Source organism: Pseudoalteromonas sp. AWH4_217, assembly GCF_056161105.1.
Genome location: NZ_JBSWYM010000026.1, coordinates 1 through 26,306, shown reverse-complemented (window position 1 = coordinate 26,306; position 26,306 = coordinate 1). Strand labels below are relative to the sequence as shown.

The following is a 26,306-nucleotide window of genomic DNA, read 5'->3' as shown; positions in this document are numbered from 1 at the left end:
ATTAACCTGACCCAGAGGCATCTGAAAAGAAATTATCTCCTTTCAGACTCAGTCACTGTTTTTCTCTCAGCCCAGCCATAAAGCACTTAAAGTGCTTTTTCCAGTCTGCTTCCACAGTGATTGGAAATGGTGCTCCACTCCTGGATCTCTGCGTTATCGTTACCTGATGTGATGCTTTGTAGTTTTAATACGTTGTTCATTTTTATCTCCGATATAAAGTTATAATTGTCAGGCTTATTTAAGTGCTGAGCCGCCACAGTGGTTAGAAATAGTGCTCCACTCTTGGATTTCTGCACTGTCTTTGCCTGCTGCTACTGCTTGTAGTTTTAATACGTTGTTCATTTTCTATCTCCGATATAAAGTTGTAATTGTCAGGCTTATTTAAGCGCTGATCCGCCACAGTGGTTAGAAATAGTGCTCCACTCTTGGATTTCTGCACTGTCTTTACCTGCTGCTACTGCTTGTAGTTTCAATACGTTGTTCATTTTTTATCTCCGATACAAAGTTATAGTTGTCAGGCTTATTTAAGCGCTGAGCCGCCACAGTGGTTAGAAATAGTGCTCCAATCCTGGATTTCACCGTTATTGTTACCAGACTGAACTGCTTGAAGTTTTAATACGTTGTTCATAATTATTCTCCAGTTATTTTTGATTAAAGTGATTTTTGCAGACTGTCACCACCGCAGTGGTTAGAAATAGTGCTCCAATCCTGGATTTCACCGTTATTGTTACCAGACTGAACTGCTTGAAGTTTTAATACGTTGTTCATGATTATTTTCCTGTTGTTTTTATTTAAAGTGATTTTTGCAGGCTGTCACCACCACAGTGGTTAGAAATAGTGCTCCATTCCTGGATTTCACCATTGTTGTTACCAGACTGAACTGCTTGAAGTTTTAATACGTTGTTCATGATTACTGTCCCGTTTTTAATTAAAGTGATTTTTGCAGGCTGTCACCACCACAGTGGTTAGAAATAGTGCTCCATTCCTGGATTTCACCGTTATTGTTACCAGACTGAACTGCTTGAAGTTTTAATACGTTGTTCATGATTATTCTCCCGTTATTCTTAATTAAAGTGATTTTTGCAGGCTGTCACCACCGCAGTGGTTAGAAATAGTGCTCCACTCCTGGATTTCACCGTTATTGTTACCAGACTGAACTGCTTGAAGTTTTAATACGTTGTTCATAATGACTCTCCGATTTATTAAATTGCTCGATTTACCCTAGTTTCACAAAAATGACTTGATAAGTTTGTTGTTTTATCAAAACTCAAGCCGTCACTAATTTTTTCAGCTGTTTTAATGTCGCTTGATATATTCATCTTTATCTCCAAGGGTGGTTTTGTAACAAACTAGGTTTTATCTTCTTGGCGTTAGCCAGTGATTAAATAATAGCGTTGATTGATGTTTTTATAAGCTGGCTTTTATTACAGGTTTTACTTTTTATTGGGATTATTTCTGACTCAGGTATTATTTTTATTGTCTAGCTGTAGAATATGACAGGTAGCCTTATTCTGAGCCTGGTCAATGGCCGGTGATCTGTGTTTGCTAGTCTATGCAGAGTGGGCCTGATGTAGGCGCAATCAGAAAGAGGGCTTTCATTACTGACAATACGCAGAATTAAGCGCTACAATGTCGCCACATAAATGGAGCGGGTTGCCCACGCAATGGAAAGGCACTCCTATGCTCTTCGTGGAAGACAACAAATTTAGAAGAGAATAATGTTATGGCATTGACTACAGTTATACTCGCCGCGGGCAAGGGAACTCGTATGCGTTCTAACTTACCTAAAGTATTACACCCTGTTGCAGGTCGCCCGATGGTGCAACACGTCATTGATAATGCAATGGCTTTGGGTGCGAGTACGACTAACCTTGTATATGGTCATGGAGCTCAGCAGCTACAACAGGCACTAAAGCACAATGCAGTAAATTGGGTGCATCAGGCTGAGCAATTGGGTACGGGTCACGCTGTTGCCGTTGCGAAAGACCATATTGCAGATGATGATATGGTGCTTGTTTTGTATGGCGATGTACCACTGACTCGCTTGTCTACTCTGCAGCGCCTGTTAGATGCTACGCCTGAGAAAGGTCTGGCGGTATTGACGGTCAATCTCGACAATCCCGCGGGTTACGGTCGTATGATCCGTGAAAATGGCAAGCTGGTTGGTATTGTTGAACAAAAAGATGCGACTGAAGCCCAGCTGGCAATCCAAGAGATCAATACTGGTATTATGGCGGCGAATGGTGGGCTATTGAAAAAATGGCTGGGTCAGCTCTCCAATAATAATGCTCAGGGCGAATACTATCTAACTGATATCGTCGCGATGGCTCATCAGGATGGCGTGGAGATTAGCTCAGCACAGCCGGATGATGCCATGGAAGTGGAAGGGGCAAACAACCGTGTGCAGCTTGCCGGGTTGGAGCGCGCTTATCAGGCGTGGCAGGCAGAAACCTTGATGCTCAACGGTGCTAGCCTTGCAGATCCGATGCGTATTGATGTCCGTGGTGAAGTAACAACCGGTCAGGACGTACAAATTGATGTGAACGTGGTATTCGAAGGTCAGGTTGAGCTGGGTGACGATGTGGTAATAGGTCCAAACTGCGTGCTGAAAAACTGTAAGATTGGCAGTGGCGTTGTCATCAAAGCCAACACCTTGATAGAAGAAGCCGTCGTAGGTGATGCGTGTACCTTAGGTCCATTTGCCAGATTACGTCCAGGTGCCGTCATGGAAACGGATTCGCATATTGGCAACTTTGTCGAAATGAAAAAGTCTCGTCTGGGTAAAGGGTCAAAAGCCAACCACCTGACTTATCTGGGTGATGCTGAGATCGGTGAAAAAGTGAATATTGGCGCCGGTACCATTACGTGCAACTACGATGGCGTGAATAAATCGAAAACCATCATTGGCGACGGCGCGTTTATTGGTTCCAATTCTTCACTGGTTGCACCGGTAGAGATTGGCAAGACTGCGACTGTTGGTGCGGGGTCAGTGATCACGACAAAAGTGGGTGATGAGACACTTGCAGTGGCCAGAAGCAAACAGCGCAACATTGATAGCTGGCAAAGACCAGTAAAAAAGAGTTAATAAAAACGGGAGCTTAGGCTCCCGTTTCTTATTTAGGGTCGTTGTTTTGCTAAGACATCGCACTGTGAGTTCCTTTCTGATGACCAAAGTGATACATTACTGAGGGTTAATTAAAATTTAACAATAAAAACTCAAACAATCGGGTGTTAGGTAATTATGGAAAATCTCTTTAGAAAAGAAGTATTAGAGAGTAAAAGACACCGACTAGAAGGAGCTGTAAGTTTAGTTCAACCACCCGTGTTCAAGACACTGACTTTACTTATCCTGATCGTCGTAATTGTAAGTATCATTTTTCTTGCCAGCGGTAGCTATGCGCGCAAAGAGCGCGTATCCGGAGTGATTGAACCTAATACAGGGGTGTTAAAACTGGTTGCGCCTCAGACAGGGATCATTGCTGAAGTGCTGGTTTCTGAGGGAGACTATGTCGAAGCCGATCAGCCATTGTTACGGGTGGCATCTGCTAAGCACAGCACTCAGTCACTAGAGCTCAACCAGGCACTACTCAATCAGTATAGTTTTCAGTTGCGCAATCTACAGCAGCAGATCAGTCAACAAAAGCGCCAGCATGTGCTGGAACTCACTGAACTGAGACAACAGAGAGCCACGGCAGAAGCACGTCTGAAAGAGCTGGACAGTCAGGCCAGCACCTTTGAAAAGCGATTACAGCTGAATCAGCAGATGGTCGGTCAGATCAGTACGCTAAAAGGCACGGGCTATATTTCTGAGCTAGAGCTGCAAAGACAAAAAGACACCTTGCTGTCGTTGCAGCAACAGTCGTCCAGTATCCAGTCAGAACGGCTGACGTTGGCTGCGCAAATTCAGCAGTACGACACCGATCTGGAAAAACTTCCGCTGCAACACGATGAACGCTTAAGCCAGCTGGAATCGCAGCAGGCCGATTTGCAAATCCAATTATCGTCCGTTGAACAGCAACGCCTCGGTGAGTTGCGTGCGCCCAAAGCGGGTGTGGTTACTGGCCTGTTGGGTAAAGTGGGCAAGAGCGTTAATGCCGGACAAAACCTGCTCAGCATTTTGCCGCAGGGCAGCCAGATGCAGGCCATCATTTATGTGCCAACGTCGTCTTTTGGCTTTATTAACCTGGGTCAGGAAGCCAAACTGCGATATCACGCTTTTCCGTATGAGAAGTTTGGTATCTATAACGGCACTATCCAGCAAGTCAGTAACAGTGTGATCCTGCCAGAAGAAACCAGTACGCCCGGGGTGATACAGCAACCGGCTTATCGGGTGGTCGTTTCTCTTGAAGAACAGCAGATCACGGCCTACGGCAAGGCAACACCGCTGCGGGCGGGGATGATGCTCGATGCAGACATCATCGTTGAAGAACGCTCCCTATTGCGTTGGTTATTTGATCCCGTGTTTAGTATTAAAGGACAGCTGTAGGCTGCAACTACAAGAATAAAAAGGCTTTTTATGCACGTTGAAGACGAATCACCGGTACAGCAGTTAGAGTTCTGGTCAAGGAAGTCACTGCCTATTATTTTACAATCTGAGGCGGCTGAATGCGGCCTCGCCAGCCTGGCCATGGTCGCGGCGTATCACGGTTACCACAGCGATCTGACCACATTAAGACAAAAGTTCAGCATATCTATCGAAGGGGCGACTCTGCTGGATATTATGCACTTTGCAGAAAAGCTGGAGATGAGTTCGCGGCCTTTGCGCATCGAGCTGGAAGATCTGGATGCACTGCAAACGCCGTGTATTTTGCACTGGGATATGAATCACTTTGTGGTCCTGAAAAAGGCCAATGAAAAGCGTATCGTGATCCATGACCCCGCGTCGGGTGAAAAAACCTTCACCATGGCGGAGGCGTCAAAACACTTTACGGGCGTTGCCCTTGAGCTGACACCCACCAAAAGTTTTGAAAAGAAAGAGAAGAAACCCAGTCTGCACTTTTCGGATTTCTGGAGTCGTATCACAGGGCTGAAACGCTCGCTGACCCTGATCTTCTTACTGTCCATCATCCTTCAGGTCTTTACCCTTGCGGCGCCTTATTACATTCAGCTGGTGATCGATGATGTGATCCTGACGGGGGATACCAACCTTTTGACGGTGCTCGCCACCGGTTTCTTTTTGGTGCTGGTATTTGAAATAGCCACTAATGCGTTGCGAGGCTTCACTTTGCTGCACTTTGGTAACCAGATGAACATTCAGCTGGGGGCTAACCTGTTCCACCATCTGGTTCGACTGCCGATTTCCTATTTCGAAAAACGCCATATGGGTGACGTGGTTTCCCGCTTTGGCTCATTGCAGCAGGTAAAACAAATCCTCACTACCGGGGTGATCGAAGCCATCATTGATGGTTTGATGGCGATTATTACGCTGGCCATGATCTTCTTTTACAGCCCAACGCTGTCGGCGGTGGTACTAACGGCTGTGGTGGCGTATGCCATGGTACGTATTGCCATGTACAAACCGTTTCGTAATATCAGCGAACAGGAAATCATGGCGCGGGCAGAAGAAAACTCCAACTTCATGGAAACCGTGCGGGGCATTCAGACCATCAAACTGTTTGGCTCAGAGGTGAAGCGCGAGGGCCAGTGGCAAAATCGCTATGCCAATGCCATTAACCAGAGTATTCGTCTGGGGAATTTCCAGATCGGCTACGATGCCATTAACCGGGCTTTGTTTGGTATCGAAAACATACTGGTGGTGTTTTTGGCAGCGCACCTGGTTCTGGATGGCGGGTTCAGTACCGGTATGCTGTTCGCATTTATGTCGTATAAACGCCAGTTTATGGACAAAACGGCCAACCTGATTGAAAAGTTGATTGAGTTTAAAATGGTGGGTCTGCACTTTGATCGTATTGCGGATATCGCACTGACCGACAAAGAAATTCTGCAGCCGGATCAAGTTAAGCAGCACCAGGTTGAGGGCCACATTGAGCTACGTAACATCTGTTTCGCTTATTCCGATGCCACACCCAATGTCCTGAATAACCTGAATCTGACCATATCTGCCGGTGAATCAGTGGCAATCACAGGTCCTTCTGGCTGTGGTAAATCAACCTTACTGAAAATTATGCTGGGTCTGAACCAACCAAAAAGCGGTGAAGTGCTCATCGACGGCGTCCCGATGGAGCAGATCGGTGCGCGCCAGTATCGTCAGCAAATCGCGGCGGTGATGCAGGACGATGAGCTGTTGTCGGGCTCAGTTGCCGACAATATCGCATTTTTCGATACGCCAATTGATATGGAACGCGTTGTGTATTGTGCGCAATTAGCCGCGATCCACGATGATATCAGCCAGATGCCGATGAACTACGATAGCTTGATTGGCGACATGGGGTCGAGCCTTTCTGGCGGTCAGAAGCAACGTATCATTCTGGCCCGTGCCTTGTACAAACAGCCTAAGATTTTGTTTATGGATGAGGCAACCAGTCACCTGGACACCAACCTGGAGTCCGACATCAATGAAGCGGTGTCACGTTTGGATATCACCCGGGTGATTATTGCGCACCGTAAAGAAACCATTGCCTCTGCTGACCGGGAAGTTCGGCTAAAAAAGGCCGATTTGTCCGATGCCCAGGAGCAGGAGGAAGAGTCTGTTTGTGAGTAACTGCCAGTCTGATTGTTTTTATTTTGTAAAAAATTTGATTGGCGGTGGTTGAGCAGGCGAAGAATTTGGGTTAACGTCGGAAAGATAACAAAGGTACAGATGACAATACGTGCATCGTTGATGCGCGTATTGCGTCAATGACACGATAACAATAACGAATGACGAATAGATTAAGGATGAACATGCCGGAGCAATTTTCATTGTCGACGCAGCAGCGCGACACTATCCACACCATTCTGTCCATTATGGCTGACAAAGTCAGTGCACACATCCGTGATACGGAGTTGCCTCATGGCCTGCTCAGCGGCCTAGCAGGTCAGCTACTGTTTTTGTATAAAGCGTATGAATATGACGCGAGCCTGGTCGATGAAGCGCTGTTTGCTCAAAAGTTAGAGGAACTGCAAGAAGGCCTGGACCAGCAAAGTTTTGAATTAAGTAACGGTCTGGCGGGGCAAGCGTGGTTGCTTGAGTACCTGAACCAGTCTGATCAAGAAAATTACGACCCTGAGCTACTCGAGGAAATTGACGAACTATTCCGTCAGTCTCTGGATCATCAGCCCTGGCGTGGCGAAATTGAAATGGTGCTGGGGCTTTCCGGATTTGCGCCGTACGCGGCTCGTCGCAGCAGACAGTCTGACCAGAGCGCGCTGTATGAAGTGATTGTCAACGGATTAGAAAGCACCGCAACCCATTTTGACAATGGCCATATTGCCTGGTCTCAGCCTGAAGAGTCGGTCTACCGTTTTAATAAAGATGAGCCCAAAGAGCCGGAGTACAACCTCGGCCTTGCGCATGGCGTGCCCGGTATTATTGCAGCGTTATTGCCGGCGGTTCATATTCCATCCCTGAAGGAGCGCGTGACCAAGCTGCTGCTTGGGGGCTGTGACTGGTTGCTGGAACAGCAAAGCCCGGACAGCGACTCACATTCATGTTTTGGTTCATGTGCAGGCAACGACCATCAGTCTCGTCTGGGATGGTGTTATGGCGACCTCACCATTGCGATGACATTGGCACGTGTTGGTCAGGCACTGGACCGCCCAAGCTATATTGAGCGGGCACTGGAAATTGGCCTGCATGCCGCTGGGCGCGATGAAAAATCCGGTCACATCACCGATGCCGGCGTATGTCATGGCTATTATGGTATGGCACTGATCTATCAAATCCTGAACCAGTTAATGCCGCATCCTCGTTTTGTACAGGCAATGCAGTATTGGGTTGATTACTCGTTAGCGCAGTATGCAGAACGCGGGGTTGAGTCTCTCTATTCCTTTAACGGCATAGACAAAGAGTACCATGAAGACTTTGGCTTCCTGATGGGTTATGCCGGTATTGGTGCAGCTCTGACTTCTCTGTTTGATGATGATACTGGCTGGGTTGATTGTTTGTTAATGGCATAGGGAGTAAGTGATGTCTAAACAGCTAAAAAATGAAGATTTTTTTGTAATTCGTACGCCCCGTCTGGGGCTAGAGCAATTGGCTCAGTTTGGCGAAGAAAATGCTGACACCAATGTGTTGCTGGCCGCCTGGCTAGCTACGCCGGGCGTTGAAGAAGCCATTTACCTTGCGAGCCCGTCATTACTTGAGCGGATCGATCAGTGGCGCACTAAGCCAGACTCTAAGCAGGGCAAAAAAGTCGCACATGCCCTGATTAAATATATGGTACGTATGTGCTCGCGGCCAACGCCATTTGGCCTGTTTTCCGGGATCCATCAGGGTAGCATTACAGATCGCACTGAACTGAGCGTTGCGGATCTTGCCGAAGACAACCGCAAAACTCGCCTCGATATGTTCTATCTGAACGCACTGAAAGAGCACTTTATCAAACATGCTTCCCGCTCAGATACACTGACCTACAAACCGAATACCTCGCATTACTTCATCGCCGAGCAGTGTCGATATATCGAGACATATTTATCAGAAGAGACGATGCAGTATCGTCTGAGTGCGGTAGAAAGTGACGAGTATTTCCGTTTTGTGCTGGAAGCGGCCCGTGATGGTAAGAGCTTCAATGCCCTGGTGGCGCAATTCCGTGAGCAGTATGCTGAAGCTGAACTCGAAGAAGTGGAAGCTTATATTCAGGACCTGATTGACGAAGGCGTGCTGCTGGCAGACATTCCGCTGCCACTGACCGGTGAGTCACCGGATCGCGCTTTACTGAAGTCGATCACTGCCATCAAAGAACTGGATACGGCTGATAAACTGGCGACGGCACTGACGCAGATAGACACTCTGGATAGCCAAAAAACCGGTGAAATTAAGCCATATAAACAATTGCTGGAGCACCTGCAAAGCCTGCCGGTGAAGGTGCAGGAAAATAAGCTGTTCCAGAGCGACATTTACCGTCAGTTTAATGATTGTCAGTTGTCAGGGCAGGAAGTTTTGCGTTTGCAAAAGCAGCTTGAGCTGATCGCTGGCCTGAGCGTGTCTGAGCAGGGTAGTTCACTGAGTCAGTTTATGACTAAGTTTAATACACGTTTTGAGGGGCAATTTGTACCGCTCGATAAAATTCTGGATGATGAATCCGGCATTGGCATTTCAACAGAAACCGGGTACGAGGCACCTCTGGTTGCGGGTCTTAACCTTGCACGCAGCGGTGGCAGTCAACAGACGGCGCCTGAAATCAGCGTACTGGACGGCATTGTTGAGGATGCACTGAGTCAGCCTGAAAACCGCACCAAAGACTGTGTCGTGTTGCGTGGTAAAGAGCTGAAGCAAAAAATTACCAATAAAGAAGCGGTTACTAAGTTCCCATTCTCTTTCGCGACTATGGTGAGCCTGTATCAGGATGATCGCGGCAACCCGGTTTATAAATTCAATGGCTGTTACGGCCCGTCTGCTGCCAACCTGCTGGGTCGTTTTTGTCACCTGGATGAAGGACTTAAAGACAATGTGGTGGCGCATTTGGCGTCTGAACAGGCACACAGCGATGACGTGATTTTTGCTGAAGTCGTTCACATGCCAGAGGGACGTCCGGGGAATGTGATTGCACGCCCACATCTGCGTCAGTACGAAATTGTCTTCCTGGCCGACAGCGCGCTGGATGACGAGTATCAGATCCCATTGAGCGACCTGTATGTCTGGGTTGAAGGACAAAAAGTGAAGTTGTGGAGTAAACGACTGAACAAGCAAGTGGTGCCGCGTTTGTCCAGTGCTCATAACTACTCTGCACGCAGCCTGAGTGCCTATAAGTTCTTATGTATGTTGCAGCATCAGGATGGCAGACCACCACAATTTAAGCTGCCAGCCAGCCTGGAGCGAGCTACCTTTGTGCCGCGCCTGATGCTGGATAACCTGATCCTGAGTGAAAAAATCTGGCGCATTGACCGAACAGAACTTGAAGCCATCAGTAAAAAAGGTCAGTTTGATCGCGCTAAACTGGAGACGTTACTCGAGACTTATCAGCTTGACCCGCAAGTCAGCTTTGCAATGGCTGATAATGTCCTCCAGCTGGACTTGCGTAACCCGGATATGTTTGCAATCTTACTTGCAGAAACCAAAGGTCATCGCCGGGTCGAGCTCAAAGAAGTGCTCAGCAATCATTACCCGTCGCGGGTGGTGGATGCACAGGGCAATCATTATAGCAACGAAGTGATTATTCCATTTATCAATGAGCATGCGAATGTGCATCGCCATTTCAGTGATGACCCTTTGGGGAACATCACGGCTGCGCCATTGAAGCGTCGCTTTAGTGCTGGTTCAGAATGGCTGAGTCTGAAGATTTATTCAGGTAACTCACTGGTCGAGCAATTGCTGACCGAAGAGCTGTTGCCGCTGATTGAGCAAAATGGCGAGTTGTACGACAAGTGGTTCTTCATTCGTTATGGTGATCCTGACTGGCACCTGCGCCTGCGTTTCCATGGCGATCCCGGGTTGTTATGTGGTCAGCTGCTACCAAAATTGAATGCGTTACTCGACCCGAAAGTGGAAAGTGGTGAGCTGCACAAAGTCGAACTGATGACCTATGAGCGTGAAGTTGAACGCTATGGTGGTCCTGAGTCGATGGCCCTGGTTGAATCACTGTTTATGTACGACAGTGCGCTCATTGCAAAAACCTGTGCGCTGGTGGACGAATACGGTGAAGACGTGCGCTGGCGTATGGCTCTGGCCCAGACCCATAAATTACTGGACCTGTTTGAATACGATGCCGCCACTCGCTTTACGCTGGTCAGTCAGTTACGTGATGGCTTTGGCAGAGAGTTCAATGAAACCAGTGTCTTGCGTAAGCAGTTGGGCAATCGTTACCGTGACTATGAAGCGCAACTGGACAAGGACTTTGCACTGTTGACCAAACAAACGGATGCGCAAGCCGACGAAGCACAACAGGCGCTGTTTGAGATCCTGTCACAATGGTACATGGCGGCAGAGCCTGTAGTTGGGGTTCTGAACCGGATGCTCGACGAAGGCAAACTCAACTGTACCAAAGATACGCTGATGGGATCTTTGTTGCACATGCACAATAACCGTATGTTCAAAGCCTATGGCCGCGAGCAGGAGCTGGTTATTCACGATATGCTCCGTCGTAAGTACTTCTCGGCAGATAAAAAAGCCGACTAAGTGACCGAGTAAGAAAAGCGCACCTGTGGTGCGCTTTTTGTGTTTCTGGGGTCCATTGGCTACCCTTGAGTAAAAACAAAATGAAGGATGGCATTATGACCCGAACAGTATCTCTTTGGCTTAGTTTTATGGTGTTGCTCGTGTGGCATGTGCAGGTGCAGGCAGACGATAAAAAATCAGCGCCGCTTGCTGAAGCACTTGCCGTATTTCAACCTTTTTTGGGGACCTGGCAGGCGGATTTTGCAGTCCCCGCTGGCAAACCGCCCATGCGGGATATCAGTCGCTGGGAGCGGGCGCTCAATGGCACCGCAGTGCGTACTTTACACTCTATCAATGCGGGTATGTATGGTGGCGAGTCGCTGATTTTCTGGGATAAGAGCAAAAACGCGCTGGTTTTTTATTATTTCACTACCGCCGGATTTTACACCCAAGGCACCATAGAGGTGCTGAGCCCCACCGAATTTGTCGCTTTTGAGGACGTAACCGGCAATAAAGACGGCATCACTCAGGTGAAATCTATCAGCCGCTTTAAGGACGATCGCTTTGAGGTGTCAACTCAGTATCTAAAGCAAGGAAAATGGACAGAGCCGGAGCAGCGTACCTATGTGCGCAGTAATGAAACGGTGCAGTTTAAATAGCCGCTGCAGCCAACCATAATAACAACAATAAAGAGTTAAACGTGTTCACCTCGTTCAGTATGTCAGGGCTGACCGTGTTTCAGCTGATTTTTGCCTGGCAGATGTGCTTTGCCGCGATACTCGTCTGGCAAAATCCACACAGTCGCTGCCTGGTGCTATTTTTTGTCTTCCAGGCCTTACTCAGTCTTGCCAATGTATTTGAAAGTGCCGGCGTTACACTGGCTGGATACGTCATTACACCCGCTTTTACCGTGGCCATGGGGCCGGTCTGGTATTTGAGTGTCAGCAATTTGGTTGGCGCATCAACAGGCGGCGTAAAGTCTGCTCGACATTTGCTGTTACCCCTGTTGTCGCTGAGCCTGACCCACTATGTTCAGCCGCTCATCGCGCTGGGCAGTATCATGCTGTTGTGCTACCTGATTGCGTCTTTAAAGCTGCTGCGTGATTATCGCGATACGGTGTGTCAGGTACACGCCGACGCATCTACGATAGACCTGACCTGGCTAACCAGATTGCTCGGCGTGTATGCTGTGCTGAGTATTGTGGATTTTGTACGCATGAATGTGCAACCCATGACGCCAATGCCCTGGAAAGCCTACTGGTATTTTGTCCATGAAGTGGGTTTCTTTGGTATTTTGTCTGTGTTGCTGATTGGCATCATAAAGCAGCCGCTGTTATTCAATCGCCTGGCACAGTACCAAGCGCTCAGTCAGTACGAAGCGGCCACGCAGGACAAACAGCTGGCGCAGTCGATATTTGCGTCGGTGGATGCACAGGTTCGCGAGCTGGGGTTGTTTTGTCAGCCGCGATTGAGTATTCAGCATATTGCTGATCAGCTGTCACTGGGAGTAAAGCAGGTTTCCTGGGCCATCAACTTGGTATCTGGGAATAACTTCTCTAACTATATCAATGAAATAAGGCTTGAGCAGATTGAGAAGCAATTGGTTGATCCGGCTTATGCCCAGACTTCGGTACTCGATATTGCGATGAACAATGGCTTTAATGCCAAGTCGACCTTTAATCAGGCCTTTAAGGCCCGCACTGGGATGACGCCGACACGTTATCGCATGGGTTCCACGCTCAGTCAGCAGTTAAATTAACTATCTACCGCGTTGTGCCGTTCAGAATCCGGAATCTGGACGAATAAAAGTAATTTTTTCAATACATTGTTTCTCAACTTAGGAGGAGAACCAAATGTATAAAGCCATTCTTGGACTACTCGGACTCATCATTTTGAGCTGTCAGCAGTCACATGCAACCCCGTTGCGTGGTACACCCGGGCATCATAACGATGCATATCAAATTCCAGTGTTGCCTAATCAGGTAAGCGATCCGGTTGGTTATTACCACCGCAAAACGCAGCTTTTTACCCTGGTTGAAAGCGAAGACTGGCCTGCGGTCGTCAAATTGGCCACCGAGCTGACCAGAGACTATCAAAACGATGGCGTTACCTGGTACCTGCTGAGCCTGGGGTATCGGCAGCAACAGCAATGGCAGGCAGCCATTGCCCCACTTAAGCGGGCATTACAGTTGGGCGTGCGGTTACAGCGCTTGCCGAAATGGCATGATAACCCCAACGACATGATGGTGACACTGGCTGAGCTGTATGGCGAGCTAAATGACAAGCGCAATGCCATGTTGTGGCTGGAGCGGGCACTGCAAGCACGCTGGGACGATAAACCCGCACTGACGGGTCGCAGTCTGTTTAGCCGTAAGCCAAATCCGCATTTTGTGGCGTTTGCACAGGATGATGACTTTCGTCAGTTAGTGGGCGCAGAGCCCGAATCTGAGGCGCACAGAGATGCACGCTGGCGCTATGATTTGCATTATCTGGCTGAGGAGATCAGACGTTTACATGTGTCGGCCTTTCACCGTATGAGTGAGCAGGCTTTTGAGCGCAAGGTAGCACAAATAGACAAGCGCATTCCTGCCCTGAACGATCAGCAGGTTGTGTTTGAGCTGATGCAGCTGCTCGGCATGCTGGAAAATGGCCACAATTTTATTGTTCCGGCCTGGGGTAAGGCGGGTAACACTCAACAGTTACCCGTGCAGTTTTATCTGTTTGAGGAGGGGTTGTTTATTGTGGCGGCCGACTCCGACTATCGGCATCTCATCGGTAAGCAGGTTTTATCAATAGGAAACACTCCGGCTTTACAGGCGTTGGAAAAAACGGGTGTGGTCAATCCTCGCGATAATAATATGCAGCAAGCGTGGCTTGGACCTTACTATTTGAGTCTTGCCAGTGTATTGCAGGGACTGGGGATCATTGAACATAGCCATGAAGTCGTTGTGACTATCCGGGGTGATGATCTGCAAACACAGCAGCTAACGCTGACGCCGCGTGCTATGCAGTTTAATGGTTTTCCTAAATTGCCGCGCCAGCACCCACAGTCAGAGCCTTACTGGTCCAAATTGCTGCCTGAACACAAGGCACTTTATGTGAACTTTAATGCTGTACGTGAGCGCAAGGATGTGTCGCTGGATGCTTTTAATCAGCAGTTGCGTGAAACCCTGCTGGCCGGGCAGGCGAAGCACTTTATTTTGGATCTGCGTGATAACAGTGGCGGGAATGGCTTCTTGCTGCCCAGTACCATAGCCACCGCGGTTTTGTTTGAGGCCTTGGTACCAGACGGTAAGCTGATGATCCTGACAGGGCGAAATACTTTTTCGGCTGGCCATGATCTACTGATGGGGATCAGCAAACTGACCAGCGCCATAGTGGTTGGCGAGCCTTCGGGCACCCGGCCCAACGCCATCGGTGAGGCGGGTTGGTTCACCTTGCCCTACAGTGGCCAGATTGGGGTGATTTCATCTCAGTTTCACCAACAAGGAGCGGCAGAAGACAGCCGGGTGTGGCTGGCGCCGGACCTGCCGGTGGCCCTGACGGCAAAGGACTACTTTGCCGGTACAGATGCGGTGCTGGATGCGGCGCTGACCTTACTGTCCAGCGGATCACGCTGAGCTTGTTCTGTCTGCTGCACATAAGCATGTGCCAGCTTAAGTGCAGCTTCGCCGAAGATCCAAAAGGGTTTGGTTTTACTGTTGATGTTCACTGCGACACTGAGCTGGTATTTTGGCACGACAATCAGCATGCTCTGAGAACCCCGAGATACGCCGCCATGGTGATAGTAAGTAAACACGGACTTGTCGTTATGCTGGTACTCATGGCGACGCCATCCCAGTGCATAGTTTTGCGGGTTGACCTCGCCATGATTGAGCCGCTGTGGTGTCCAGACTTGCTCGCGCACATCAGTATGCAAATAACGGGTATCCAGATAACCGCTACCGAGCCGTACCAGATCACTGGGTGTGCTGACAAGGCCACCTCCTGCCAGACGATGGCTGAGGTTAACCGTGCGCCAGGGAATGTAATGGGCGTCCTGCCCCCGACGATTGAAATAAAAAGTGACCAGCTTGTCGGCCTGTGACTCTGCGCCACTTTGGCTCATGCCCAGCGGCGTGAGTACGTGCTGCTGGAGCAAGTCGAGATAGGGGCGCTGAGCATGCTGCGCCAGGACCGCACTCAGCAGCACAGTACCATAGCTGGAGTAATAAAATGCATCGCCCGGCTTGGTGCGCAGCGGCCCTTCATCAAACTGTGCAACGGCATCCAGCACCCGATCAAACTGGGTATTCAGGCTGAGGGAATGGTACAGCCCGATTAAATCCTGATTGCCTTTATAATGAGGCAAACCGGCGCTGTGTGATGCCAGCTGGCGCGGGGTAATATCCTGCCATGCAGGATTGGGCAGTGGTGTCATGCTGTCTTTCAGCGGTGTATCCAGGTTGAAGTTTTGCGCCTGCATCAGTTTTGCCATCAGCGTGGCGGTTACGGCTTTAGAAGTGCTGCCAATGCGAAACTGATGTTCCGGTGTGAGCGCAGTTTTTGTTGCGATGTCGGCATAGCCGAGCGTGCCCTGCCATACGATTTTGCCGTGATGTGCAATGGCCGCGGAAATGCCGGGCGCCTTGCTGGTGGCTCTGGTGGTATGGAGAATGTCACTGGCCTGAGCGTTGAATGCACTGAGTAGTGGTGAATGACGCGACTGGTGTGGCAAAGGACCCCCTGGGAGCGGATCTGCGCTGGCCAGTACCGGCACTTTTTCCAGGTTGAAGGCATAAAACTGATAGACGGGCCAGCCCAAATAGGCCAGCGTGATTATGAGCAGTAATGTCAGCAGACTGAACAGGCGTTTCATTGGCGATCCTTAATTCTCTATAAACTGACTTAACTATCTGAGAGTTAAGCTTTTAAATCTTGTCTAAAGTGAAAAATACTAGCCGATTCTGAAAAGGTGACTAAATCAGTGGCTAAACAGGTGGGTCCGGTCAGGCCATGTGGGCAACAAAACGACCTGTTTTGCAGCAGGTTAATCTTGTCTGAGGCTGGTATGGCGTAATATTCCTGCGTATGCCTGGATGCAGTTTATCGGTATCGTGCTGTTTGTTGCAGGTTTACTGGCCCTGTTACTTGAGCGCCGCTACGCCCGGGCTCACTAGCCTGGTCGTCCTATACTGTTCTGGCGGGAAAATACGTGCGTGGCGCGATATACTCAGCGTATCTGCAGCGGGAGTGAGTTATGGCAAAGCGCTTATTTTTTGGCATTGGGATGAATGAACACAGCCAGGCACATATTGATGCCTGGTTACGCACTGAGGTGCGTGCCCGTAAAGCACCGACTAAAATGGAGAATTGGCACCTGACACTGGCTTTTCTTGGTCAGGTAGAAGCGTCACAGGAAGCAGACATGGTGGCGTTTGCCCGCCAGCTTAAAGTGCCCGCCTTTACGCTGAACTTTGCACATACCGGTTACTGGTCGGGTAATGGGATTTTCTTTTTACGTCCGGAGCCCGAACCTCCGGAGTTAAGTGCACTTGCAGAGCCATTACGTGACATGGGGGCCGCACAGGGTTTGCATTGTGACCGATTACCTTTTGCCCCTCATATTACTCTGCTGAGAGGGCACAAAGGCGAACCTGAGGTACGCTCATCCATTACGCCGTTTACCCTTTCGGTGACGCAGTTTCACCTCTATCACTCTTACCGATGCGACAGCCGTGGGCTCATTTATGAACCCGTGCAATCTTTTGACCTGGTCTGAACACCACTCAGGTGTTGCTTGCGGTAATCACCGGGCGTCAGGGTGTAAACTTGTTTAAAGGCGCGGTTAAACGGACCAATAGAGTTAAACCCGGCATCATAAGCGATGCTCAGAATAGCGGTGCGCGCATGCGCCAGGTCGCACAATTGTTCGGCGGCATACGCCAGTCGATACTGATTGATGAAATGTGAGAAGTTTTTGAAACCGAGCTGCTGGTTGATCAGGGCGCGCAGCTGATGAGCCGGTATATCAAGGTGCTCGGCCAGCTTGCCAATGGTGAGCTCGGGCTCACGATAAATGCCCTGTGCCAGCAGGGATTGCAAAGCCTCATAAGTGGTTAGCCAGTGGGCAGGCACCGGCAGTGTTTGTTGGGTGGCCTGACTGGGGTTGCCGTTGTCTCTTACGGCAGGCCGGGACAATCCGGTGAGCAGTAACAACAGACAAAAAACAAACACCGCATTGGCCAGCAGGTAAATGGGATCCCGCCGAATAAGACTGGCACTGAGCTCAAACCCGACCAGCACCAGGCAGTGTAGCAGGGCAAACGTGGCCAGGATCAGCCGCAGACGACGTCGGCTATGTACCAGATCATCATTAAAATTTGCCAGACAATAGTATAAGGCGGCACACATAGCTAAGGCTGAAAATACATGCATGAATGTATGCCAGTGTGTATTACTTCCGTAGATCACAAACACACAGCTACTGACTACAACAGCACACCCCAGTAGCCAGCGGCCCCAGTGAAGCGTCAGCCAGTGCGGCACACGCAGCCTGATCAGATACCAGGCACAGGCGCACAACACCAGCGGCAGCAGTTCTGTACCTGCAAGAAACAGGTTGCGTAATGGGTTAAAGCGCCACTCAGGCAAAGGCTGAGTGAGTAGCAGAAAAAACGTCAGGCTGGTGGCCAGGGCAACCGCCAGCAGGCGCTCAAAGTGAGTCAGGCGGGGCCAGTTAAACAGCACCAGGGCAAGGAGTAACCCGAGGGCACTAAAGCGAAACAACAGATCTGCCAGGGTGATTAGCGCCACAATTTACTCCAAAACCGCCTCAGCAGCCGTGCTATCAGGTTGTCACTTTTTGACGCTTGCATAAACAGTGCAGAGGTGGCCTGATTGCGGGCTTTACTGACGTGTTTGCGGGCGCATTCGTTTGCCGCCTGCTGCCAGTCTTCGCGTTTTAGGGCTGTCTGGAGTTTTGGCCAGTGACTACTCAGATTGGTGATGCCCAGGTTATAAGCCAGATCCAGCAATGCGAGCCGAGCACTGGAAGGCAGCTTGTTATACGGCCGGGTATAGCCATTGGCGGGGCAGATCAGGCGCGCAAGCTCCTGCTCAAAATTGCTGATCTGTTGCTGCAGCAAACGCATACTTTCGCTGTGTGGCAGGTGCAAGGAGCAGTGCTCGGCATACCAGCGGGCAGTTTTACCCGCAGGCAGGCGTGTCAGGGTGTTGTATTCCTGCTGCTTTTGCGCTCGGCTGGCCGGCTTATTAGTACGCTTGTCTCTCAAGCTCAGGCGGGTAAACGCCTCTTTACTGCTGACATGAAAACCGACGCCTATGGTTGGATTGCCTCGGGTATCGAGATAAAGATGGTCGATCACCCCTTCAAAGTGGCATATGTGCCTGACAGCCGGCGAGGGCGAAACAGCGTGAGAGAAAATACGTTTTAGCACACAGTTAATGCTCCGGATCAGGTGGGTCGTTGTGTTGCGTGAGCGTTTGCCTGCCCGAGGTGCAGTCAGACACCGGCGACACATGCGAATCCACCGTAGAAATATAACATTGCTTCAGCAGCGAACAATAACAAGTATAGACCTCAACCCGCTCAGCCATACTGTCTATCTTATCCCACAGACGGTTATTAAAATTGCTTTTTTGCATGGTGAATAGGGGTAAGGAGGCACCATCGGCGAGCAGTGAGTGCTCAGCACGACTGGTAATGTACCAGCCAAACTTGGCCAGCACATTGACCTCGTTGTCGTCTTGCTGCGCATTCTCAAGGGCTTCGCGATAGGCGCTGATATTGCAGCAGGCATCGAACAGCGCGATGATCGAGTCGTAAACCTGGCCACGGTAGTGGTATTCCACCCACTCAATCAGAGCGGGACCGGTACCTGAATTGAGGATGCCAATGGTGATCCGGGGACGCTCGGACTCCAAGTCGAAGTTACTGTAATTGAACTGCAGCCAGGGCCAGGTTTCGGCCTCAAGTTGGCGTTCTGCCGCGGCAACTTGTTCCTGAGCGGCTTTTGCCTGCATATATGTGGCATAGAAAGATGCCGCCGAGATCAGCATCGCGCACAAAGCCAGCACTGTGTTCATTTTAGAGCGTGACAGCTTCAGCTGTAGAGGTCGAAACAACCGCTTTGGTTTGACGTGAGGGGCAGGCTCTGGCCTGTCAATTTCATGTCCGGGCGGGTGCTCGTGACTGTCATCGATGTCGGGTAATGTGGTGTCCTGTTGTGTCATACGGCAAGTCCTGTTGGTATTGTTTTATGGGGCCGTGAGATGAATGGCGAGGGTTTCACCCAGCCTGAGCTGATTGTTGTCGCGCTGGTTCCAGCGTTTTAAATCTTTGACTGAGACGCCAAACTGTCGGGCAATACGCCACAAGCTGTCTCCGCGTTTTACCACGTAGTCGAGCTTTTCTGAGCGCGATGGCAACAACAATGTCTGACCAATTCGGATCAGGTTACTGCTCAGCTGATTGAACTGGCGCAGCTCGCTGACCGTGATGCCATGTTGCCGGGCGATCCGGCTGAGGCTATCACCTCGGCGCACAGTCACTTGCTGCCAGCGTGTATCTGGCAGTGCCTGAAACTGCGCTGCTGCCTGCAGCCACTCCTGCTCTCTGTCCCGGGGAACCAGCAGATGGCCCGGGCCGCTCAGTAACACCGGAAAACGGCGAAAACCCGGGTTCAGAACCGCCAGCTCAGCCCAGTCATTTGTATTGGGCAAGATCACGGCCTGGTCCATTGTCAGCTGGATAAAAGCGGGTTGGTTGTCTATGGCCGGAAAGTGCATACGCTGTTGCTTTAGTAACGCCGCGGCGGCCAGCAATTTGGGGACATAGTGTCGGGTTTGCCTTGGCAGCTTCAGTGCGAAAAAATCGGTTGATTTACCCGCTTTGCGATTATTCGCAATGGCTGTGGCAACACGGCCTTCGCCGGTATTATAAGCCGCAATGGCGTGATACCAGTCACCGTCGAAGCGTTGATGCAAATAGGTTAAAAAATCGAGCGCAGCGCCGGTGGATTGGATCAAGTCCTGGCGTCCGTCAAACCAGGGGTTGATAGTGACACCATAGTGTTTGGCTATTAAAGGCGTCAGTTGCCACAAGCCCGATGCGTGTTTTTCGGAGTAAGCCTGCGCGTTGAAGTCACTTTCAATCAGCGGCATCAGTGCCAGCTCTATGGGCAGACCACGACGTTCCACTTCGCTCACCAGATAATACAAGTAAGGCTCGGCCCTGTTGCTGATGGTGTGCATATAATTTGGATGTTGCAGGTACCAGTTCACACGTTTCAGCACTCTGGGGTGTGTTGAGCTGGCAAAACTCAGCTGCATGCGAATACGTTGCCAGACATCATCACTGGTATGCGGGGTTGGCAGTGCAGGCAAAGGTTGGTCTGCGACATAGGTGTGCTGGGGTGGAGTACTTCGGGTGGTTACACCCGCATCGTCTGATGTGCTGTCCTGGGGCGTGGTATTACACCCAGTGAGCAATAACAGCATCATCAGCAAAGGCAACTTTCTGGCTGGCATCTGGTTTTCGGCTTATTCTTATTTGTTTTGATTGTATATAAGTTGGGGAATTTTGCCACTCTTGTCGGACAGGGTTGATCGTTTGCTCCAATCTGTACGTAAATTGAGCTAAACTTGCAATGTTAAGCAGGGCACTGCGCTGTGCTTACTTGAGTACCGTCAGGGGGCTTTTATGTTACGTTCCGAACTGAAAAACGAGCTTGATCAGGACCATATGGATGCAGTTATCCTGAGCTATGCGGATTCAAACCATTATCTCGCCGGTGGGCTCGACCCATTAGGTAATTATCATTTACTGACCGACCGCCAGGGTAAAACCCTGACCTACAATTCATTGCGCGAAGCCGAGCTGGTATTGGCTGAGCTGGGTGCCACACAAGCCACCTTTGATATGGAAACAGCCTACGATGAGATGATAGGCAATGTCAGCGACGGACACTGCCGGTTTGTGATGCCGTTGAATAAAGCATCTCTTTAAGTGCGTGCCTTGCCGATAGTGCAAGGCACACAGAGCACCCGCAGTTAATGAAATGTCTCGTGACTAAAACGCAAATGCTTGGCATCTTCCATCAGTTGCCGAAAATCCGTCTGAGCCAGCTGCAGTAAATGGCGGTGGTCGCCCGACTCGATATAGACATGCGGCTGGTTGAGGAGCAAATCATCAAAGACTGTGTCCAGGTGATAAGCGTTGGCGATGGGTGGCACAGCCCCGGGGCTGCAATCAGAAAACAATCGATATACCTGACGCTCTTTCATCAGATGAAAGCGCCGTTTAAGTGCGTCGTTCAGGCTGCTCAGGCTGATTTTGTAATTTGCGGGCAGCACTGCCATCAGGCGCTTGCTTTCGTGGTCTTCCAGCATCACTGCTTTTGCCAGTTGTGGCAATGGGATCTGGCTGAGATAAGCGGAAGCGAATGAGGACTGACTTTCGACGTGCTCGATAACGCGGTACGGAATGAGGTGTGTGTCTAAGTAGGCACTGATACGATGAGTCATGGGACCTCCTCGTGTTTACTTACTGTGATCGTTAAGTATAGACGAGCAGGTCCGAATAGGCAGGAAATATCGGCTTATAACTTCTCGGGTACGCTGAGGTGCAGATCACCTTTGGCATAATCCAGCGTGAGTACAAAATGCTTGAGGGCGTCGTAACCGATCACGCCTCTGACTTTTCGGCCTCTAATCTTGCTGGAGGTATGCTGGTACTGAGTGAGCGTTTTAATACGATGTCCTTCGTCGGGATAAGCAATGGCGACATTGGCCAGGGTAAACGGTCCCAGCCGCATTTCTGCAAGCTGTGTTTCGCGCATGACGGCAAACTCATTAACCCCGGCAGACGTAACGTGTTTTGCATCCGGTGTTACCAGGTCCAGCCCCTCTGCCAGACGACGAGAGATCAGGATACCGCCCGTGTACCCAGTATCCAGCAGCAGCCAGATTGGTTTTCCTGCGATCTCGACCTCCACAATTGGCATGCCTGTGCCTAAATGTGCGTATGTTTTAATATTCTCGTGCTTACCGACATTGATGGCGTCACGCGTGAGCATACGAACACGTTGGTTAGGGTAGTCGAGCTGTACCACTGACTGGCTGAAGAAGCCTGCACCCAGTAATAAGGCATTGGTGTGATGGCCAAGCGTGGCCGCCGCGAGCCCATTCATGCTGGACTTAATGCCGAACACTTCTGTTTCTATATTGGCATAGAGCTTTTGGCGTTGTTGCCCATGCATGCCCTCAATATCAACGTGCCCGCGATGTGCAAATTCCAAATTATTGTGATTAATAAAGTGCTGATTAATGCCATTGATGTGTGCGCCTGTGTCCAAAATTGCCATGCCCTCAATACCCGCCACTTTTGCGGGTACCTTGGCGTGGCCATTTTCGATATTGAGCGACAACCAGGCCGTTGCGCCCGCACCAGCTGTGAAGCTGATCAAAGCTGACAAACTCAGCAATACAAGTTTCATCATAGATTAAACACTCCGTGTAAGCAGGCACCATTGCCTGTCGACGGAACTTTAACATAAGTTTAACCTGTTGTATTAACTGTTTTTATCATAGGTTGCCGCTCAATATGATAGACAGCTTCGGCTTTATCGATTCAGATAACTGCTCCCGGCTTTGCAAGGAGCTGCTTCTGTCTGTTTCATAAATAGCACGATGATACTGATAGCGGGCGTTATTGAGGGTATCCAGCTCCACGGTGAGCGATAATCCGCCGCCAATCTGAGTCTGCATAAAGGCACTGAGCTCAGTGTTGGCCCGCTCAGTCAGTATTTCGTCATGATAATACTCGCGAAAACGGGTAGGCAGAAACGCTTCGAAACCCCAGGATAAGCGGGCCTGATCACGTCGAAACCCTATGGTTAACTCGTGCGGTGTTAATTCCGTGATGGGACGGGGACCGCTCAGCGGATCTGCATAGCGCGCATCCCGCCAGGCATAACTCAGCTCAACTCGGCTGTCACTGAGCAAAAAGCGGGTATTAATACTCCACTCGGTATCCAGGCCAAAATAACGGGCCCTTCCTGCGTTGACGATGGCGCCATTGCCATTACTTTGCACCTGATATTCGTGGATATCTTGCTGCCACTGATAAAACGGGCTTAGCGTAAACTCAAACCAGTCGGCCCGGGCATATTGCCAGGTGAGCATCAGCTCAGTGTACTGCATGGGCTTTAACTGTGTGCTGCCATTTTGTGTGCGCGCAAAGCCGCTGCTTTGAGAGCTTTGAAACAGCCCAAAGTCCAGCTGTTCAACCTGGTGCAGGGCGCTGAAAGTCAGTTGTGAGTCAGCACTCAGGTCATAGCCCAGTTTGAGCTGCGGCTTTAACAGCCGATGCTGCTGTGATTGCGCGCCGTTGTGGCCGGATTTCAGGGTGGCCTGCTCCAGCGCAAGCTTACCCGACAGCTGCCACTGTGGCGCCACTTGCCAGCTGGCGGCCACAAAAGGCTCAAACCGTGTTTCAGTGACCTTGCTGTTTTCGGCCTCGTCTGCATGCCTGGTGTCGGCACTGACTGAGTTGTAGCTCCCTTCTATGCCGATACTCGGCTGCAAATCATGTGATGGATCACTATACGCCAGCCTGAGCACCTGTTCGCGGGCGTGTTCGCGTTGCTCAAAGGTAGTTTGTGCCGCCGATTGGCCTAGCCACTCTTGTATAGACAAGTCGGACTGCTCCCGTCTGGCAAGGCCTGTCAGTTGCATTTGCCAGTCTGTGGCAGTTTGTCTTTGCCAGTCAAAGCCCAGTTCATACTCGTCTACCTGTTCTATGTCTTTGGTGCCATTGACCGGCGCAGGCAGAGCAGGAGTCCAGCGATAACGAGTCAGCCAGTCGGTTTGCTGTGCCGATGCATTGAGTTGCAGGGTGCCATTGTGCAGCGGGGTTCTGCTGATCAGCGCCAGCTGCACGCCTTGCTCACGCTCAGCAAAATGCTCTCGTTCGGAATTGGCAACCTGATCTGATTGTACATCGGTGTATTGCATCAGTTCGCCTGATGAGTAGGCATGGTTGTTTACCCACTTTACGCTGGCGCTATGATGCCAGTCAGCATGGCGAGTTTGCATACTCACCATCGCTTCACTCAGTTCATGGTCGCTGTGTTGAGAGTGCAGCTCGGCACGCCAGTCTAATGAGGTGCCCTGATCTTTGAGCCGGATGTTGACGATCTGCGTGTACTCACTGAGCTGGCTGAACGGATGCTGGCCGGTATATAACTCCAGCCCGGCTATCTGGCTCATCGGCAGTTGGCGCAGCAGGGTTTCAATTGAGTCGGATTTGGATAACGGGACTACGCCATCGATCAGCACATTGCTGCTGGCACCACTGAGGCCGCGCTCATTACTGCCTTCGGTGAGCACAAAGGTGGGTAGCTGATTTAGCAGATCCAGTGCATGCTGGGCGCTGAACTGGGCAAGGGCCGCTTCGTTAAACACGCTATCGGCCTGATCCTGCGCGTATACCGGCGCGACGACAGCGCAAAACAGCGATGAGGCCAGTAAGGCAGGTTTAAATCGATTCATACAACACTCCTTGAAAAGTTGTCCTATGATACGAGTTTCAAATCAAGATAAACAAAAGCTTAGGGGTAAGATGTGGCTGACTGGGACGAATGAACCTGGGTTGTTTACTGGTCCCGATGGAGGTGGGACGAACAGACTGGCGCGAATTTAGACACTTTGCGCCAGCTGGGTTTTCACTTCCTGCTTGTAGCCCTTGCTCAGGGCAATCTGAGCGCCGCTTTTCAGCTGAATCGTGGCACTGCCAGAAGGTTTATTCTGGATCCTGTCAATGGCGTACAGGTTGACCACATGAGAGCGATGAGTACGGATAAACTGAGGTGGCAGCTGAGCCATCAGCTCTTTTAAGGTGCCGCGCTTAAGGTATTGCCGGGTACTGGTATGGATCTCCATATAATTGCTGGCGGCAGTAACATGGGTAATGTCATCAAAAGGGACCGGGGCTTTGTCTTTCCCCTGATCTGCCCACAGCACCGGATGCTCGTGATTTGGCTCGGCAATGACGCGTAACTGGGTATGCCATAAAATGGTGATCACAAACAGCACCAGCAGGTGTGCCGGCGCAAAATAATACAAGGTATAAGCAATAGGGTCGTCCAGTGCCACCAGGTCGAACACCGCCTGCAGCAGCATGGTACAGCAATAGGCACCACTCATGAGCGTGAGGTAATGGGTCACGTTCACCTTAGGCGCAGGTTCAAGCCGGGAAAGGGCACGAAAAACCGCAGGAGACAGTAAATACCACAGGCCCCATTCCTGCCCCGCCCACCAAAGTGGATTATTGAGGCGCTCCTCTTCGGGCACCGACCAGTCATGCAAAAGGTCTATAAGGGTCAGAAAGGCAATCACCAGCGTCCACCCGCACAACGACAGCAGCCATTCTTGTCTGATCCGAGCCGACACCACACTTCCCCATATTTGATACACCGGCGTATTTTAGCATTCTGCTAACGGATGTGAAGCCAAACAATTCTGCTATCACTCAAGCGTCATAAACATACACCCCGATATCCCGCCTCCACCTCTTTCCTTCGCAATTTCGCCTCTCTCCTTCGCTGTCCAGCTTCTCCTTCCGTCATCCAGCTTCTCCCTCCGTCATCCAGCTTCTCCCTCCGTCATCCCGGCCCCCGAGCCGGGAACCATAAAAGCGCCGTCAGGTGCCAAAAACAGCCACGAAGCCGAAGGCGAGTAGATCCCGCATCAAGTGCGGGATGACGAGTGGAGGATGCCAGTTTATGCCTGTTCTCCCTTCGTCATCCAGCTCCTTCCTCCGTCATCCCGGCTCTATCCTCTGTCATCTCGGCCCTATCCTCCGTCATCCCGGCCCCCGAGCCGGGAACCATAAAAGCGCCGTCAGGTGCCAAAAAACAGCCACGAAGCCGAAGGCGAGTAGATCCCGCATCAAGTGCAGGATGACGAGTGGAGGATGCCAGTTTATGCCTGTTCTCCCTTCGTCACCCAGCTCCTTCTTCCGTCATCCCGGCCCCCGAGCCGGGAACCATAAAAGCGCCGTCAGGTGCCAAAAAACAGCCACGAAGCCGAAGGCGAGTAGATCCCGCAT

22 protein-coding genes are annotated in these 26,306 nt (G+C 50.5%); 10 read left to right on the top strand and 12 right to left on the bottom strand.

Features of this window, described 5'->3' with window-relative positions; genetic code table 11:
- Positions 1-86: 86 nt before the first annotated feature.
- From ACXAH1_RS22140 to ACXAH1_RS22130, 3 genes are read right to left on the bottom strand one after another with little or no spacing between them, the layout of a single operon-like run.
- Positions 87-200 (bottom strand): class III lanthipeptide, encoded by a 114-nt coding sequence (locus tag ACXAH1_RS22140; RefSeq protein ID WP_253111126.1) that lies wholly within the window; start codon positions 198-200, stop codon positions 87-89.
- A gap of 34 nt (positions 201-234) precedes the next feature.
- Positions 235-342 carry a class III lanthipeptide gene (locus ACXAH1_RS22135; protein ID WP_253049316.1) on the bottom strand — a complete coding sequence of 36 codons (108 nt, stop codon included), beginning with the start codon at positions 340-342 and terminating at the stop codon, positions 235-237.
- Positions 343-377: 35 nt separating this feature from the next.
- Entirely contained in the window at positions 378-485 is a 108-nt protein-coding gene (locus ACXAH1_RS22130; RefSeq protein WP_253049316.1) for a class III lanthipeptide, read from the bottom strand.
- Positions 486-1,723: 1,238 nt separating this feature from the next.
- Here ACXAH1_RS22130 and glmU point away from each other — a divergent pair.
- From glmU to ACXAH1_RS22090, 8 genes are all read left to right on the top strand, one after another.
- Complete coding sequence (gene glmU / locus ACXAH1_RS22125; RefSeq protein WP_475199713.1) at positions 1,724-3,085, top strand: bifunctional UDP-N-acetylglucosamine diphosphorylase/glucosamine-1-phosphate N-acetyltransferase GlmU; 1,362 nt, start codon at positions 1,724-1,726, stop codon at positions 3,083-3,085.
- Between the two features lie 156 nt (positions 3,086-3,241).
- Positions 3,242-4,486 carry an HlyD family secretion protein gene (locus tag ACXAH1_RS22120; protein ID WP_253049312.1) on the top strand — a complete coding sequence of 415 codons (1,245 nt, stop codon included), beginning with the start codon at positions 3,242-3,244 and terminating at the stop codon, positions 4,484-4,486.
- A gap of 30 nt (positions 4,487-4,516) precedes the next feature.
- Positions 4,517-6,661: a peptidase domain-containing ABC transporter gene (locus tag ACXAH1_RS22115; RefSeq protein ID WP_475199708.1), complete on the top strand. Its 2,145-nt coding sequence runs from the start codon at positions 4,517-4,519 to the stop codon at positions 6,659-6,661.
- Positions 6,662-6,843: 182 nt separating this feature from the next.
- Positions 6,844-8,058, top strand: coding sequence for a lanthionine synthetase C family protein (locus ACXAH1_RS22110; RefSeq protein ID WP_253049309.1), 1,215 nt, complete (start codon positions 6,844-6,846; stop codon positions 8,056-8,058).
- 10 nt (positions 8,059-8,068) lie between these two features.
- Entirely contained in the window at positions 8,069-11,215 is a 3,147-nt protein-coding gene (locus ACXAH1_RS22105) for a lantibiotic dehydratase (RefSeq protein WP_475199702.1), read from the top strand.
- A gap of 128 nt (positions 11,216-11,343) precedes the next feature.
- Positions 11,344-11,853, top strand: coding sequence for a hypothetical protein (locus tag ACXAH1_RS22100; protein ID WP_253049330.1), 510 nt, complete (start codon positions 11,344-11,346; stop codon positions 11,851-11,853).
- A gap of 41 nt (positions 11,854-11,894) precedes the next feature.
- Positions 11,895-12,953, top strand: a complete 1,059-nt coding sequence (locus tag ACXAH1_RS22095) for a helix-turn-helix domain-containing protein (protein ID WP_475199701.1) — start codon at positions 11,895-11,897, stop codon at positions 12,951-12,953.
- Between the two features lie 94 nt (positions 12,954-13,047).
- Complete coding sequence (locus tag ACXAH1_RS22090) at positions 13,048-14,814, top strand: S41 family peptidase (protein WP_475199698.1); 1,767 nt, start codon at positions 13,048-13,050, stop codon at positions 14,812-14,814.
- Here the strand turns inward: ACXAH1_RS22090 and ACXAH1_RS22085 are convergent.
- Positions 14,748-16,052, bottom strand: a complete 1,305-nt coding sequence (locus ACXAH1_RS22085) for a serine hydrolase domain-containing protein (RefSeq protein ID WP_475199697.1) — start codon at positions 16,050-16,052, stop codon at positions 14,748-14,750. The genes ACXAH1_RS22090 and ACXAH1_RS22085 overlap by 67 nt on opposite strands.
- A 381-nt stretch (positions 16,053-16,433) precedes the next feature.
- Here ACXAH1_RS22085 and thpR point away from each other — a divergent pair, with 381 nt between their 5' ends.
- Entirely contained in the window at positions 16,434-16,955 is a 522-nt protein-coding gene (thpR, locus tag ACXAH1_RS22080) for an RNA 2',3'-cyclic phosphodiesterase (RefSeq protein WP_253049298.1), read from the top strand.
- On the opposite strand, the gene ACXAH1_RS22075 is transcribed toward thpR, so the two are convergent.
- From ACXAH1_RS22075 to ACXAH1_RS22060, 4 genes are read right to left on the bottom strand one after another with little or no spacing between them, the layout of a single operon-like run.
- Positions 16,922-17,989, bottom strand: a complete 1,068-nt coding sequence (locus ACXAH1_RS22075) for a helix-turn-helix domain-containing protein (RefSeq protein WP_475199695.1) — start codon at positions 17,987-17,989, stop codon at positions 16,922-16,924. The genes thpR and ACXAH1_RS22075 overlap by 34 nt on opposite strands.
- Positions 17,980-18,633 carry a glycoside hydrolase family protein gene (locus ACXAH1_RS22070; RefSeq protein WP_475199693.1) on the bottom strand — a complete coding sequence of 218 codons (654 nt, stop codon included), beginning with the start codon at positions 18,631-18,633 and terminating at the stop codon, positions 17,980-17,982. Before ACXAH1_RS22070 ends, ACXAH1_RS22075 begins: the two co-directional genes overlap by 10 nt.
- 4 nt (positions 18,634-18,637) lie before the next feature.
- On the bottom strand, positions 18,638-19,429 hold the full coding sequence (locus ACXAH1_RS22065) for a hypothetical protein (RefSeq protein ID WP_475199691.1): 792 nt from the start codon (positions 19,427-19,429) through the stop codon (positions 18,638-18,640).
- Positions 19,430-19,453: 24 nt separating this feature from the next.
- Entirely contained in the window at positions 19,454-20,725 is a 1,272-nt protein-coding gene (locus tag ACXAH1_RS22060; protein ID WP_475199689.1) for a LysM peptidoglycan-binding domain-containing protein, read from the bottom strand.
- Positions 20,726-20,897: 172 nt separating this feature from the next.
- Here ACXAH1_RS22060 and ACXAH1_RS22055 point away from each other — a divergent pair, with 172 nt between their 5' ends.
- Positions 20,898-21,203 (top strand): DUF6482 family protein, encoded by a 306-nt coding sequence (locus ACXAH1_RS22055; RefSeq protein ID WP_138552233.1) that lies wholly within the window; start codon positions 20,898-20,900, stop codon positions 21,201-21,203.
- A 44-nt stretch (positions 21,204-21,247) separates the two neighbouring features.
- Here the strand turns inward: ACXAH1_RS22055 and ACXAH1_RS22050 are convergent, their stop codons facing one another.
- From ACXAH1_RS22050 to ACXAH1_RS22035, 4 genes are all read right to left on the bottom strand, one after another.
- Positions 21,248-21,721 carry an aminoacyl-tRNA deacylase gene (locus ACXAH1_RS22050; protein ID WP_253049287.1) on the bottom strand — a complete coding sequence of 158 codons (474 nt, stop codon included), beginning with the start codon at positions 21,719-21,721 and terminating at the stop codon, positions 21,248-21,250.
- 74 nt (positions 21,722-21,795) lie between these two features.
- Entirely contained in the window at positions 21,796-22,695 is a 900-nt protein-coding gene (locus tag ACXAH1_RS22045) for a retropepsin-like aspartic protease (RefSeq protein WP_475199687.1), read from the bottom strand.
- A gap of 85 nt (positions 22,696-22,780) precedes the next feature.
- A complete protein-coding gene (locus ACXAH1_RS22040) occupies positions 22,781-24,748 on the bottom strand; it encodes a TonB-dependent receptor (protein ID WP_475199683.1) in 1,968 nt (655 codons plus the stop codon).
- Positions 24,749-24,895: 147 nt separating this feature from the next.
- Entirely contained in the window at positions 24,896-25,648 is a 753-nt protein-coding gene (locus ACXAH1_RS22035) for a LytTR family DNA-binding domain-containing protein (RefSeq protein ID WP_475199681.1), read from the bottom strand.
- Positions 25,649-26,306: the final 658 nt, after the last annotated feature.

Excerpts from the sequence above, each read along its gene's own strand:
- ACXAH1_RS22085 (WP_475199697.1), bottom strand. The coding sequence starts at position 16,052 with ATGAAACGCCTGTTCAGTCTGCTGACATTACTGCTCATAATCACGCTG.
- ACXAH1_RS22135 (WP_253049316.1), bottom strand. The coding sequence starts at position 342 with ATGAACAACGTATTAAAACTACAAGCAGTAGCAGCAGGCAAAGACAGT.
- ACXAH1_RS22130 (WP_253049316.1), bottom strand. The coding sequence starts at position 485 with ATGAACAACGTATTGAAACTACAAGCAGTAGCAGCAGGTAAAGACAGT.
- ACXAH1_RS22050 (WP_253049287.1), bottom strand. The coding sequence starts at position 21,721 with ATGACTCATCGTATCAGTGCCTACTTAGACACACACCTCATTCCGTAC.
- ACXAH1_RS22110 (WP_253049309.1), top strand. The coding sequence starts at position 6,844 with ATGCCGGAGCAATTTTCATTGTCGACGCAGCAGCGCGACACTATCCAC.
- ACXAH1_RS22105 (WP_475199702.1), top strand. The coding sequence starts at position 8,069 with ATGTCTAAACAGCTAAAAAATGAAGATTTTTTTGTAATTCGTACGCCC.
- ACXAH1_RS22120 (WP_253049312.1), top strand. The coding sequence starts at position 3,242 with ATGGAAAATCTCTTTAGAAAAGAAGTATTAGAGAGTAAAAGACACCGA.
- ACXAH1_RS22100 (WP_253049330.1), top strand. The coding sequence starts at position 11,344 with ATGGTGTTGCTCGTGTGGCATGTGCAGGTGCAGGCAGACGATAAAAAA.
- thpR (WP_253049298.1), top strand. The coding sequence starts at position 16,434 with ATGGCAAAGCGCTTATTTTTTGGCATTGGGATGAATGAACACAGCCAG.
- ACXAH1_RS22045 (WP_475199687.1), bottom strand. The coding sequence starts at position 22,695 with ATGATGAAACTTGTATTGCTGAGTTTGTCAGCTTTGATCAGCTTCACA.
- glmU (WP_475199713.1), top strand. The coding sequence starts at position 1,724 with ATGGCATTGACTACAGTTATACTCGCCGCGGGCAAGGGAACTCGTATG.
- ACXAH1_RS22055 (WP_138552233.1), top strand. The coding sequence starts at position 20,898 with ATGTTACGTTCCGAACTGAAAAACGAGCTTGATCAGGACCATATGGAT.
- ACXAH1_RS22040 (WP_475199683.1), bottom strand. The coding sequence starts at position 24,748 with ATGAATCGATTTAAACCTGCCTTACTGGCCTCATCGCTGTTTTGCGCT.
- ACXAH1_RS22140 (WP_253111126.1), bottom strand. The coding sequence starts at position 200 with ATGAACAACGTATTAAAACTACAAAGCATCACATCAGGTAACGATAAC.
- ACXAH1_RS22090 (WP_475199698.1), top strand. The coding sequence starts at position 13,048 with ATGTATAAAGCCATTCTTGGACTACTCGGACTCATCATTTTGAGCTGT.
- ACXAH1_RS22065 (WP_475199691.1), bottom strand. The coding sequence starts at position 19,429 with ATGACACAACAGGACACCACATTACCCGACATCGATGACAGTCACGAG.
- ACXAH1_RS22060 (WP_475199689.1), bottom strand. The coding sequence starts at position 20,725 with ATGCCAGCCAGAAAGTTGCCTTTGCTGATGATGCTGTTATTGCTCACT.
- ACXAH1_RS22115 (WP_475199708.1), top strand. The coding sequence starts at position 4,517 with ATGCACGTTGAAGACGAATCACCGGTACAGCAGTTAGAGTTCTGGTCA.